The 12,185-nt window shown below is 66.3% G+C and carries 13 protein-coding genes; 8 read left to right on the forward strand and 5 right to left on the reverse strand.

Annotated features, from left to right (window positions below; all coding sequences use genetic code 11):
• Window positions 1-19 precede the first annotated feature (19 nt).
• The 3 genes from ACT53T_RS20780 (at window position 20) to ACT53T_RS20790 (ending at window position 4,422) form a co-directional block, all read left to right on the forward strand.
• Window positions 20-2,299, forward strand: a complete 2,280-nt coding sequence (locus tag ACT53T_RS20780; RefSeq protein ID WP_476162669.1) for a TonB-dependent receptor — start codon at window positions 20-22, stop codon at window positions 2,297-2,299.
• 12 nt (window positions 2,300-2,311) lie between these two features.
• A complete protein-coding gene (locus tag ACT53T_RS20785) occupies window positions 2,312-3,859 on the forward strand; it encodes a PepSY domain-containing protein (protein ID WP_476162670.1) in 1,548 nt (515 codons plus the stop codon).
• 209 nt (window positions 3,860-4,068) lie between these two features.
• Window positions 4,069-4,422, forward strand: coding sequence for a hypothetical protein (locus tag ACT53T_RS20790; protein WP_036294099.1), 354 nt, complete (start codon window positions 4,069-4,071; stop codon window positions 4,420-4,422).
• Here ACT53T_RS20790 and ACT53T_RS20795 read toward each other — a convergent pair.
• Window positions 4,400-5,110, reverse strand: coding sequence for a pentapeptide repeat-containing protein (locus ACT53T_RS20795; RefSeq protein WP_476162671.1), 711 nt, complete (start codon window positions 5,108-5,110; stop codon window positions 4,400-4,402). The two genes, ACT53T_RS20790 and ACT53T_RS20795, sit on opposite strands and share 23 nt — an antisense overlap.
• Between ACT53T_RS20795 and ACT53T_RS20800 the strand changes: the two genes are divergently transcribed.
• The 3 genes from ACT53T_RS20800 (at window position 5,109) to ACT53T_RS20810 (ending at window position 6,682) form a co-directional block, all read left to right on the forward strand.
• Entirely contained in the window at window positions 5,109-5,261 is a 153-nt protein-coding gene (locus tag ACT53T_RS20800; RefSeq protein ID WP_476162672.1) for a hypothetical protein, read from the forward strand. The two genes, ACT53T_RS20795 and ACT53T_RS20800, sit on opposite strands and share 2 nt — an antisense overlap.
• Before the next feature lie 81 nt (window positions 5,262-5,342).
• A complete protein-coding gene (gene dapD, locus ACT53T_RS20805; RefSeq protein WP_476162673.1) occupies window positions 5,343-6,200 on the forward strand; it encodes a 2,3,4,5-tetrahydropyridine-2,6-dicarboxylate N-succinyltransferase in 858 nt (285 codons plus the stop codon).
• Window positions 6,200-6,682 (forward strand): hypothetical protein, encoded by a 483-nt coding sequence (locus tag ACT53T_RS20810; RefSeq protein ID WP_476162674.1) that lies wholly within the window; start codon window positions 6,200-6,202, stop codon window positions 6,680-6,682. The genes dapD and ACT53T_RS20810 overlap by 1 nt, the downstream gene beginning before the upstream one ends.
• A 16-nt stretch (window positions 6,683-6,698) precedes the next feature.
• Here ACT53T_RS20810 and ACT53T_RS20815 read toward each other — a convergent pair whose 3' ends face one another.
• Window positions 6,699-7,070, reverse strand: a complete 372-nt coding sequence (locus ACT53T_RS20815; RefSeq protein WP_476162675.1) for a GIY-YIG nuclease family protein — start codon at window positions 7,068-7,070, stop codon at window positions 6,699-6,701.
• A 167-nt stretch (window positions 7,071-7,237) separates the two neighbouring features.
• Between ACT53T_RS20815 and ACT53T_RS20820 the strand changes: the two genes are divergently transcribed.
• Entirely contained in the window at window positions 7,238-8,920 is a 1,683-nt protein-coding gene (locus tag ACT53T_RS20820) for a lysine--tRNA ligase (RefSeq protein WP_476162676.1), read from the forward strand.
• 134 nt (window positions 8,921-9,054) lie between these two features.
• Window positions 9,055-9,603: an RBBP9/YdeN family alpha/beta hydrolase gene (locus ACT53T_RS20825; protein ID WP_476162677.1), complete on the forward strand. Its 549-nt coding sequence runs from the start codon at window positions 9,055-9,057 to the stop codon at window positions 9,601-9,603.
• A gap of 125 nt (window positions 9,604-9,728) precedes the next feature.
• Here ACT53T_RS20825 and ACT53T_RS20830 read toward each other — a convergent pair whose 3' ends face one another.
• Genes ACT53T_RS20830 through ACT53T_RS20840 form a run of 3 tightly spaced genes read right to left on the reverse strand, consistent with a single transcriptional unit; the run spans window position 9,729 to window position 12,152 of the window.
• A complete protein-coding gene (locus ACT53T_RS20830; protein ID WP_476162678.1) occupies window positions 9,729-10,466 on the reverse strand; it encodes an ABC transporter ATP-binding protein in 738 nt (245 codons plus the stop codon).
• Window positions 10,417-11,172, reverse strand: a complete 756-nt coding sequence (locus ACT53T_RS20835; protein WP_476162679.1) for an ABC transporter permease — start codon at window positions 11,170-11,172, stop codon at window positions 10,417-10,419. Before ACT53T_RS20835 ends, ACT53T_RS20830 begins: the two co-directional genes overlap by 50 nt.
• On the reverse strand, window positions 11,169-12,152 hold the full coding sequence (locus tag ACT53T_RS20840) for an ABC transporter substrate-binding protein (protein ID WP_476162680.1): 984 nt from the start codon (window positions 12,150-12,152) through the stop codon (window positions 11,169-11,171). Before ACT53T_RS20840 ends, ACT53T_RS20835 begins: the two co-directional genes overlap by 4 nt.
• Window positions 12,153-12,185: the final 33 nt, after the last annotated feature.

The following is a 12,185-nucleotide window of genomic DNA, read 5'->3' on the forward strand; positions in this document are numbered from 1 at the left end:
GCGCCAGGAGCAATTTCGCATGTCTCGCAATTCTCTCATGCGCGGCGCATCCGCCGGCGCGCTGACTTTCGTCGTCTTCTCTCCCGCCCTCGCGCAGGAAGCCCTGCCCGCCATCGACATCTCTGGCGAGCATCGCCCCGTCGCCGGCCCCTCACGCGGAAAGCTGCAGACGCCGAATGGCAAGCTGCAGCTCGATGTCGCCTCGCAAACCGGCAGCCGCCTCGGCCTGACGCCGCGCGAGACGCCCTCCTCCGTCTCCATCGTCGATCGCGCCACCATAGAGGCGCGCGGCGCGCAGACGACGCAGGAGGTCATTCAGCGCATGCCCGGCGTCATCGCCTCGGACCCGCCGGGCTCGGCGGGGTCGATCAGCCTGCGCGGCTTCGGCGCGTCGTCGGTGACGCAAATGTTCAACGGCATCACCGTGCAATATGACGCCATCGCCGGCCGTCCGGTCGACAGCTGGCTCTACGACCGCATCGAGCTTCTCGGCGGCGCCTCCTCCTATCTCTACGGCCAGGGCGCCGTCGGCGGCGCGGTGAATTACGTCAGCAAGGTCGCCACGCGCGGCGAGGAGCGCAATGAGGCGCTGCTGATGGGCGGCATGTGGTTCAACCGCCGCGCCTCCTATGGCTTCAACAAGCAGCTCGACGAGAATAATTGGCTGCAATTCGATCTGAGCTACAAGGGCTCGCAAGGCTGGGTCGAGGACTCCAACCATAATTCCGGCGCCGGCTCCATCTCCTGGCTCACCGATATCGCGCCCGGCCTCTCCAACACGGTCGCCGTGGAGTTTCAGAGCGAGCAGCGCGACGCCTATTGGGGCACGCCGGTTCCGCGTCCGCTCGGCGGAACGGGCGCGATCGCCTGGGGAACCTTCGGCCTGCCGGTTCTCGATCTCAAATTCGATCCCGGCGCGCGCTTCAAGAACTACAACAGCCTGAAGCCGGTGTTCGATCAGCAGGTGCTGTGGACGCGCGACATAACGGAATTCAAGCTCGACGAGGAAACGAGCTTCAAGAACACCTTCTATCTCTATCGCGCCGATCGCCAATATCAGGACGTCGAATCCTATCGCTACAATGCGACCAACACGCTCATCGACCGCAGCGGATCCTATGCGACGCGCCATATTCAGAGCCTGATCGGCGACCGGCTGGAGGCGACGAACGAGACGGTGATTCTCGGGTTCAAATCGAAAACGGTCGCGGGCGTCGACTATTCGCTCAATGAGCAGACCCGCAACGGAAGCCTCGAATCCTCGAGCCAGATCGTCGATTCCGTCGATCCTTACGGCTATCAGGCCTATAAGCTCTATCAGGACAATCCGAGCGCCACGAGCTATGTGGGCGGCGCGCGCAGCAAGCTCTACACGCTGGCGCTCTTCGCCGAGAATCGTCTGTCGCTGACAGAGCAATTGCATCTCGTCACCGGCCTGCGTTGGGAGAAGATCAGCCTCGAGCGCTTCAACTTCCGCATTCCCACCGCGCCGAGCGCGTCCAACCCGTTCGGCGATCCCGCCTATTTCGGCAAAGGCTATGAGCCGATCACCTGGCGCGCCGCGCTGATGTACGACGTGACCAAGGAGGCCAATGTCTATGTCTCCTACAGCACGGCGGCCGATCCGCCGTCCGGCATTCTGCTCACCAACAGCGCCGGCAATTTGCGCAATTTCGATCTCACCACCGGCTGGCAGGTCGAGGCGGGAACGAAACTCGACTTCTGGGAAGGCAGAGGCTCCGCGACGCTCGCCGGCTATTTCATCGAGCGCAACAATGTCACCACTTCCGATCCGGCCAACCCCAACAATGTCATCAATGTCGGCAAGCAAGCGTCGAACGGCATAGAAGCCAATATCGGCGTGCAGGTTCTGGATAATCTCAGCGTGCAGGGCAACGCGGCCTGGATCAATCCGAAATTCGAGAGCTTCGAGGAGGCGGCGACGATCGCCGGAACGACTATGCGCGTGTCGCGCGCCGGCAATCGGCCCACCAATATGGCGCGCTGGATCGCCAATGGCTGGATCACCTGGGATTTCCTGCCTGATTGGCAGGCGACCTTCGCGGCGCGCTTCGTCGGCGATCGTTTCGCGGACAACGCCAACACCATGCGCATACCGGCCTATACGACTTTCGACGCCGGCCTCTCCTGGCGCATAACGCCCAATGCGAAGCTGACCGCCATGCTGAAGAACATGACCGACGCTGCTTATGTCGAATGGGCGACGGGCGGCTCGGGACCGCTGCTGCGGCTCGGCCAGCCGCGCACGGTCGAATTGTCGCTGAAGATGACCTTTTGAGAGGAGGCGCACATGAAGAGATATCTCTATCTCGCTCATCGCTGGCTCGGGATCGCGGCCTGTCTCTTCATGGCCATGTGGTTCTTCTCCGGCGTCGTCATGATGTATGTCGGCTATCCGAAGCTGCTGCCGTCCGAGCGGCTGGCGGCGCTGCCGCCGCTCGATCCGGCGCGCTGCTGCATCGATCTCTCCCGCGCTTTCGACGCTGCGGGAGAAGGCGGCGCGCCGCAATCCGTCCGCCTCACCAGCATCGCCGGCGCGCCGAATTTCATCTTCGAGCGGCGCGCGAAGGACAGCGGCCCGCAATTCACAGCGGCGCGCGCCGGCGACGGCGCGCGTGTGACCAGCGTTTCAGAGGAGAACGCCATCGCCGCCGCGCGCGCCTTCCTCGGCGGCGAGGCGAGCTATGACGGAATCGTCGACGAAGACCAATGGACGCATTCCAAAGGTCTCGACGGTCTGCGCCCGTTGCATCGCGTCTATATGTCCGATGCGGATTCGACGCTGCTCTATGTCTCCTCCGTCACCGGCGAAGTGGTCCGCGACGCGACGCGGACGGAGCGCCTGTGGAACTGGGCCGGCGCCTGGATCCATTGGCTCTATCCGTTCCGCGGCGGCTGGCTCGACGCCTATTGGCATGACATCATCGTCTATTCCTCGCTCGTCGGAACCGTGCTCGCCGTCACCGGCCTCGTCGTCGGCGTCATGCGCTGGCGCTTTCGCGCGCCCTATAGGACCGGCGCGCGCACGCCCTATCGCGACGGCATGATGAAATGGCACCATATCGTCGGCCTCATCGGCGGCGCGACGGCGATCACTTTCGTCTTCAGCGGCCTGATGTCGGTGAACCCATGGAAAATCTTCGAGACCAGATCGGCCTTCGACGCCAAAGCCTATTACGGCGGCGCCCTCGCGCCCGAGCGCTTCCATCTGTCGGTCGCCGATGCGCTGACGAAATTCGCCGATGACGGATTCGCGGCGCGAGAGCTCGAGCTGCGCGTCATCGACGGCGCCGGCTATTATGTCGGCTTCGGCGCCGGCGGCGCGACGCGAATCTTGCGCGCCGAGGCCGACGCCGCGCCCGCCTTCACGCTGCCGCTCGAGGAATTGAAGCGCCTCGGCGCGCGGCTCGTCCCCGGCGCGAAAGTCACGGCGGCGACGGTGATGGAAAATTACGACTTCTATTATTTCGCGCGCGCGCCGCACACGATGCATGGCGACGTCGACAAGCGCCTTCCCGTGCTGCGGCTCGAGTTCGACGACGCCGCTGGAACCTGGGCGCATATCGACCCGCATACGGGCGTCGTGCTCGGCAAGCTGGACTCTGGCCGCCGCATGAGCCGCTGGCTGTTCGCCTTTCTGCACAGCTGGGACGCGCCGGCGCTGCTGGACGCACGGCCCTTGTGGGATGCGCTCATGCTGGCGCTCAATGGCGCGGGCTTCGCGCTCAGCGTCACCGGAATCGTGATCGGCTGGCGACGGCTGAAACACAAATTCGGCGAGCGCAGAGCGCCGGCGCGATCGGCGTCGCCGAACTTGGCGCGATCGAGCCGCGCATGACCACCGTGCTGGTGGCGCCTGACGCCTGGCCATGAGGAGCGCCGCGAGCTGGCGGGGGGCTGACCCCGCGGGGCCGACCGAGCCCACCGACCGAGCCCACCGACCAAACCCACCGACATGGAACGTCATTTGCGTAATCGGCCAGCGAGGTCGCGCTTCGACGAATTGAAGCCGCCTCGAAGCCTTTTCGATGGTTTGGGGAGCGAGCCATGGTCGATTCGATTGGCGCCGTCGTGGTGGGAACGTTCGGCCTCGCGGCGGAGGCGGCAGCCAAAGGCGCGGCGGGCGCGGCCGTCATCGACGGCTATGACGCCCTGAAGTCTGGCCTTTCCGCTTTCGCCAAGAGGGAGATCGCCGAGCTGGAGCCGCGGCCGCGTTCGATCGGAATGCAAATCGCCGTCGCTGAAATCATCGACGCCCAATCGGAGGAGACGAAAACAGCGCTTTGCGTCCTCGCCGCGACGCTCGTCGCCCGGCTGAGGGACGGCGCTCCGGCCGCCGGACTCGACATCGACCGCCTCGCCGCGCTCGAAGCGCAGCTCAGCGCCCTCGCTCCAAAATAGGGGCCGCCGGCAGCCGCGCGCTGTCGAGATCGGCGCCATGGAAGCTCGCGCCGGCGACATCGGCTCCGGAGAGATCGGCGTCGCCGAGCTTGGCGTGATCGAGCCGCGCATTGCGCAGGCTCGCGCCGGCGAAGCGCGCCGAGGCGAGCACCGCATGAGTGAGATTGGCGCCGGTCAGATCGGCGCCGTCGAAGATCGCGGCGGTGAGATCGGCGCGCACCGGAACCATGCCCTGATTGGCGGGATCGGCGCCGAGATCGGCTTCGATCAGCTTCGCCTTCACGAAGCGCGCGCCGCGGCCGCCGCCGATGATGCGGGCGCGCGTCAGATCGGCGCCGGAAAAATCCGCCTCGTCGAGAATGGCGGCATAGAGGATCGCGCCGGAAAGATCGGCGCCCGAGAGATCGGCCTCGCGCAGATCGGCGCGGGTGAGATTGGCCTCGGCGAGCCTGGCTCCGACCAGCTTCGCCCCGGCGAGCCGCGCAGCGAAGAGATCGGCGCGCCTCAGGTCGAGCCCCGAGAGATCGAGGCCGGAGAGATCGAGATCGGTGAGCGCCACGGGCTTTCCGGCGGAGGCGGCGATCAGCCTCTCTATATCCGCGCGGCTTAGGTCCGCCGCCGCTGCCGCCAGCGGCGCGAGACTCAGGAGGACGGCGGCCAAAAGGCGTCTCGCTCGGGCCGAGGACATGATGAAGGCTCCCTCGCTCTGCGTCGCTTCTGCGGCGACTGCGGGCGAGCCTACCCCCGAGACGCCGCCCCGGCTGCGGGAAAGAATGTGCGACACGCAGGAAAGACGTCCCGCCGCCGGCGCGGCGATCGGCCCCTATTTCCGCGATTGACAGGGCGGCGGCCTTGCCGCCTATAGCCCTGACCCTTTCCACGGGCCGCCTGCCCGCGCCGTCTCGGAGCTAGACGATTTCATGCCGCACACTGGTCTCGAGAATCTCATCACCACCGCCTTCGAAGACAGGGCCAATATCGACGCCTCCACGCAGGGCGACATTCGCCACGCGGTCGAGAGCGCGCTGCGTCTGCTCGACGCCGGCAAGCTGCGCGTCGCCGAGAAGATCGAGGGCGCGACCGGAGCCGGCTCCTGGAAGGTCAATCAATGGCTGAAGAAGGCGGTTCTCCTCTCCTTCCGCCTCAACGATATGAGCGTGATCGAGGGCGGGCCGGGCGGCGCGAGCTGGTGGGACAAGGTTCCCTCGAAATTCGCCGGCTGGGGCGCGGCCGAGCATAAGGCCGCGGGCTTTCGCTCCGTGCCGGGCGCGATCGTGCGCCACTCGGCCTTTGTCGCGCCGGGCGTGATCCTGATGCCCTCCTTCGTCAATCTCGGCGCCCATGTGGACGCCGGCACGATGGTCGACACATGGGCCACGGTCGGCTCCTGCGCGCAGATCGGCAAGAATGTGCATTTGTCCGGCGGCGTCGGCATTGGCGGCGTGCTGGAGCCGCTGCAGGCCGGCCCCACCATCATCGAGGATGATTGCTTCATCGGCGCGCGCTCGGAGATCGTCGAGGGCGTCGTCGTCGGCCAGGGCTCGGTGATATCCATGGGCGTCTTCATCGGCGCCTCGACCAAGGTGATCGATCGCGCCACCGGCCAGATTCACATCGGCTATGTGCCGCCCTATTCGGTCGTGGTGTCGGGCAATCTGCCGGGCAAGCCGCTGCCGGACGGCTCGGCCGGGCCTTCGCTCTATTGCGCTGTCATTGTGAAGACCGTCGACGCGCAGACGCGCGGCAAGACGGCGATCAACGAGCTGCTGAGGGACTGATGGAGCTGCCCTCGCGCGAGCGCCTGAGCTTCCTCTATCGCACGGAGGAGGGACGCCTCGACCGCGCCGGCTGGCGCTGCGGCGCGGCGGGCCTTCTCGCGGTCCTCGTCCCGCTGACGCTGATCTGGCTGGCGCTCTTCCCCTACACGGATCACGACCTTGCGAAGGACCCGTTCTTCGTCTGGCAGACGGTGGCCGCCTACGCCTATCTCACCTTCTATGCGTTGGCGATTCTGCTGATCGCGGTGAGCTTCGTGAATCTCTCGGCCAAGCGCTTCCGCGCGCTCGGCCGGCCGGCGCCGCTGCTGCTGGCCGGACTCCTGCCCTTCGTCGCGCTGGTGGCGGGCGCCATGCACTGGCTGCAGCCGCGCGTCGCCGAGGTGATGCCCTATTGGCCGGTGGCGCTCACCGATGTCGCGCTCGCCGCGGTCGCGCTGTGGGTGGGGTACGAGCTGGGGGTGAAAGAGGGCGGGGACGAATAAAAAAACGGCGCGTTCTTCAAGTCCCCTCACCCTGAGGAGCCTGCGAAGCAGGCGTCTCGAAGGGCGAGGGGCCGCCGCCAACTGGACGTTCCTTTTTTCCGCGCCGCGCCGCGAGGACGGATAACGCATCATAATCGCCACGCATGAGCGCTTCCTTCTTGGCCCGGCTCCAACCCTTGATGCGCCGCTCCGTCGCTATGGCCTCGGTCAATCGGCCGAAATGCGCAGACCACAGCAGTCGAACGGGCCTCCGCGGCGACGTATATCCTTCATAGGTCGCGTTATTGTGCTCGCTGACGCGCTGCTCGACGTCCTTGCGGGTGATACCTGTGTAATAACTGCCGTCGGCGCAGAGAAGAATATAGATTATCGCTCCATCGATCGGCATCGCAGCCCTCGTGCTTCGAGACGGCCGCTTCGCGGCCTCCTCAGCATGAGGGCTGCTTTTTGGTTCCGCAAGAGAATTGCATGATCCTCGTCCCCCCACGCGTTGACGCCTCCGCCCGGCGCCCATAGTGTGCGCCCCTCTTCAGCAACCGCAACAAAAGCCGCATCATGCCCACGTCCGAGCCTTTGCCCGCCGATCTTCTCGAAGCCGCCCGCGTCTCGCCGGCCTGGCCATTCGAAGAGGCGCGCAAGCTCGTCAAACGCGTGGCCGAGACCGGCCAAACCAGAGTTCTGTTCGAGACCGGCTATGGCCCCTCCGGCCTGCCGCATATCGGCACTTTCGGCGAAGTGGCGCGCACCTCCATGGTGCGCCACGCCTTCGAGGTGCTGACCGAGGGAAAGATCGAGACGCGCCTGCTCGCCTTCTCGGACGACATGGACGGGCTGCGCAAAGTGCCCGACAATATCCCCAATAAGGAGCTGGTCCGCGCCCATCTCGGCAAGCCGCTCACCAAGGTGCCGGACCCGTTCGGCACGCATGAGAGCTTCGGCGCGCACAACAACGCCCGCCTGCGCGCCTTTCTCGACGCTTTCGGCTTCAAATACGAATTCGCCTCCTCGACGGACTATTACACCTCCGGCCGTTTCGACGCCGCGCTGCTGCATATGCTGGCGCGCTATGAGGAGGTGATGAAGATCATGCTGCCGACGTTCCGCGAGGAGCGGGCGGCGACCTATTCTCCCTTCCTGCCGATTCACCCCGTTACCGGCATCGTCATGCAGGTTCCGCTCGATTCCATCGATGCGGCGGCGGGGACCATCTCCTGGCGCGATCCCGAGAGCGGCGACGCCTTCGTCACGCCCGTCACCGGCGGACACTGTAAACTCCAATGGAAGCCGGATTGGGCGATGCGCTGGTATGCGCTCTCGGTCGATTACGAAATGGCCGGCAAGGACCTCATCGATTCGGTGAAGCTGTCCTCGGCCATTGTGCGCGCGCTCGGCGGCCGTCCGCCCGAGGGCTTCAATTACGAGCTCTTCCTCGATGAGAAGGGCCAGAAGATTTCCAAGTCCAAGGGCAATGGACTCACCATCGAGGAGTGGCTGACCTACGCCAGCCCGGAGAGCCTCGCGCAATTCATGTTTCAAAAGCCGAGCGCGGCGAAGAAGCTCTATTTCGACGTCATTCCGCGCAATGTCGACGATTACCTCTCCTTCCTCGAGGCCTATCAGCGGCAGGCATGGAAGGAGCGGCTCGGCAATCCGGCCTGGCACATCCACTTCGGCGCGCCGCCGGAGCCGGAGACGCTCGCCCATGACGGCGAGGCCAAGGGGACGGCGATCTCCTTCTCCATGCTGCTCAATCTGGCGACCGTGGCCAATGCGGAAGACCCGTCCGTCCTGTGGGGCTTTCTGCGCCGCTATGCGCCGAATGTGTCGCCGCAGAATCATCCGCGCCTCGACAAGCTCGTCGGCTATGCGGTCGCCTATTTTCGCGATTTTGTGCGGCCGGCGAAAAAATATCGCGCCGCCGACGATGTGGAGCGCGGCGTGCTGACGACTCTTTCGCAGACGCTGGCGTCGCTGCCGAAAGACGCCAGCGCCGAGGATATTCAGACCGCGCTCTATGATGTCGCGCGCGCCGTGCCGCGCTATCAGGATTTGAAGGCCAAGGGCGCGACGCCGGAACGGCCGGGCGTGTCGAACGACTTCTTCAACATGCTCTATGAGGTTCTGCTCGGCGAGAGCCGCGGCCCGCGCTTCGGCTCCTTCGTCGCGCTGTTCGGCGTCGAAGAGACGCGCGGCCTCATCGCCAAGGCGCTCGCCGGGGAATTGACGAAGGCCGCTTAGGCGGCCGCTGTCCTCGGCCGTCATTGCGAGCGAAGCGAAGCAATCCAGAAGCCGTGAGGCGGCCCCTGGATCGCTTCGTCGCTTCGCTCCTCGCGATGACGGCGTCCTAGAGCAATGGAACAGGAGCGACGAACATGCGCGCTGCGGATGCGGATATTCTGATCCTGCCGGGGCTCGGCGGCTCCGGCCTCGAACATTGGCAGACGCGCTGGGCGAAGAAGCTCTCCACCGCGCGCTGCGTCGCGCAGGCGGATTTCGACGCGCCTCGCTTTCCCGAATGGATCGAGAGCATAGAACGCGAGATCGCCGCGGCGACGCGCCCCGTGGTGCTGGTCACGCATTCGCTCGGCGGCATAGCAGCGCTGCATGTCGCCGCGCGGGGGAGCGACAAGATCGCCGCGGGCTTCCTCGTCGCGCCGCCCTCGGAGCGCGCGATCAACGAGCTCGCTGCGATCGACCCCGCCTTTCTGCCGATTCCGCGCGAGCGGCTGCGCTTTCCCGCGCTGCTCGTCGCCAGCTCCGACGATCCTTTTGCGGAGGCGGAGTTCTCGAGAGCCTTGGCGCAGGACATAGGCGCAGAACTGGTCGAAGCCGGCGCGGCCGGACACATCAACGCCGAAAGCGGCCACGGCCCTTGGCCCGAGGGCTCGCTGCGTTTCGCGGGGTTTTTGTCGAAGCTTTAGCGCGCCCCCTCCCTCACCCTCCCCCGCTTCGCGGGAGAGGGAGGCGACGAGGTATCGCGAAGCTTCGATGAAGCGCCGAATCTGCTCCCTCTCCCGCGAAACGGGGGAGGGCTGGGGAGGGGGCCTCAGCGCCCGCGCATCGCCTCTATCTCTTTGCGCGCCCGCGCCTCCAGCGCATCCGCGGCGTCCTTCGTCATCAGCTTGCGCGGCGTCGTCACGTCGAGCGTCGCGCCGACGCGCGAAGGGCGCGGCGACAGAAGAAAAATAACGTCGGCCAGCTCGATCGCCTCGCGCAGATCATGGGTGACGATCAGCGTCGTCACATGACGCTCGTCGATGAGCGCCGCGATGCGCGCGCGCAGATCGCGCGCCAGCGCATCGTCGAGCGAGACGAAGGGCTCGTCCAGCAGCAGAAGATCGGGCTCGATCGCCAGCGCCCGCGCAATGGCGACGCGGCGCGCGAGGCCGAGCGACAATTCGCCGGGAAAATGCAGCGCATGCTCCTCGAGCTCCAGCGCAGCGAGCAGAGCGGCGAGCGCCTGCTCGCTCGCCAGCGGCGCCGCGATGCGCAGATTGTCGATGACGCTGCGCCAAGGCAGCAGCCGCGGCTCCTGAAACACCATGCCGAGCCGCCCGCCGGCGGGAAGCGTCACCGCGCCGGAAAATTCCGTATCGAGCCCTGCGATGATGCGCAGCAATGTCGTCTTGCCGCAGCCGGACGGGCCGACGACGGCGCCGGCGCGGCCGACGGGAAGCGAAAGCGCGAAGTTTTCCAGCGCTCGCTGCGGCCTGCCGCCGGCGGACAGATAATCCTTATGCGAGACCCTGACCTCGAGCAGGGCGGCGGCGCCATCGCGAGACATGTCGTTCAAAGGGCTGCACCAGGAGAGTTTCGACGGCGAGCATCAGCAGGACGAAGGGAATCGCATAGGCGAGCAGCAAACGCACGTCGAAAAGCTGGAACGCCATATTGATCTCGAAGCCGACGCCATTGGAGCGGCCGATCAGTTCCACCACCAGCACGATCTTCCACACGAGCGAGAGGCCCGAGCGCGTCGCCGCCGCAATATAGGGCGCGAGCTGCGGCAGGACGATATGCCGCAGCCGCGCGGCCGGGCGCAGGCGAAAGACAGCCGCCATCTCATCCAGCTCGTGATCGAGTGCGCGTGCGCCCTCCCGCATCACGACAATGGCGTTGGGCAGCTTGTTCAGCGCCACCGCGCCCACCGCCGCCGCCTCGGTGAGGCCGGCCCAGAGATAGGCCAGCACGATGACGACCAGCGCCGGCAGATTGAGGAGAATGACCAGCCAGGGATCGAACAGCCGATCCAGCGCCGGCCGCCGTCCCATGGCGTAGCCGAGCGCGGCGCCGAGACTCATGGCCAGCAGAAAAGCGGCGGCGACGCGGGCCAGCGTCGCCGCGAGATTGACGAAGAGCGCGCCGCTCTCGGCCTCATGGACGATCGCTTCGAAGACGGGGATCGGCCCCGGCAGGCGGCGCGGATCGGAAAACAGCGCCGCGCCCTGCCAGAACGCCAGCAGCAGCGCCAGCGACAGGAGGCGGATCACCGCACCGCGCTCGCCGCGGGCTCGTAGAAAGTGCCCGCGGGCAAGGTCTTCGCCGAGCCGACCAGCGCCGGGCCGCCGATCTCGGCGAGAGTGGCGTAGAGCCCGGCGGCGTCCTCCCGCTCCTCGGCGACGCTGCGGGCGGGAATGCCCTCCACATAGCTCTTGCGATAGAGCGCGAGCACGGCGGGGTCCTTGGCCGGAATGCGCTGCATGGCGGCGCGCCAAGCGGCGTCGGAGGTCGCGATCAGATGGCGCGCCTTGTCGATCATGGCGAAGAAGCGGACCAGCGGCGCGGGGCTCTTCGCGGCGAAGCCCTCGTCGAACACATAGCCGGTGACGACGGGCGCGCCCTTGGCGCCGAGCGCCGTCTCCACCTTGCGCAGATCGATGACGCGGGAGAGGCCGCGCGCCTCGAGATCGGCGGCGAAATTCCAGAATTCGAGCGCGGCGTCCAGCTCGCCCTCCGCGGCCTTCTCGGCGATGAGCGGCGGCGCGCCATAGACGATGGTGGCCGATTTCGTGAGATCGACGCCCTGCTGCTGCGCATAGGCGCGCAGCAGCAGCCAGCTCTTGTCGAGCGGGCCGCCGGCGACGCCGAGCTTCTTGCCGGAAAGATCGGCGACGCTCTTCACCGCTTTGTCGCGCGCCATCAGCGCGCCTATGGCGGTGGAATGCGGATAGAAGGTGAGCTTGGCGCCCTCGGAGCGCTGGCGCGCCACCCACAGCCAGTCGGAGACCACGATATCGACGGAGCCGCTCTGAATGGCGATCTTGGCGGCGTCGGTATTGGCGAGCTCTGTGACCGTCAGCTCGAGCCCCGACTCCTTATCGAGGCCGAAGGCGGAAATGACGGCGAGCTCCCAGACGCCCGAGCCTGTCTTCTGCAGCCCGAGGCGGAGCCGGTCGGCCGCGCGCGCCGGCGCGCTGGCGAGCAGCGCGACCAGCGCCGCGAGCAGGAGCTTTTGGAAGATCGGTCGCAAGATGAATCCCGCCTCTGTGCCGAGCGCTCGCGT

Source organism: Methylosinus sp. DMC45, from assembly GCF_056313885.1.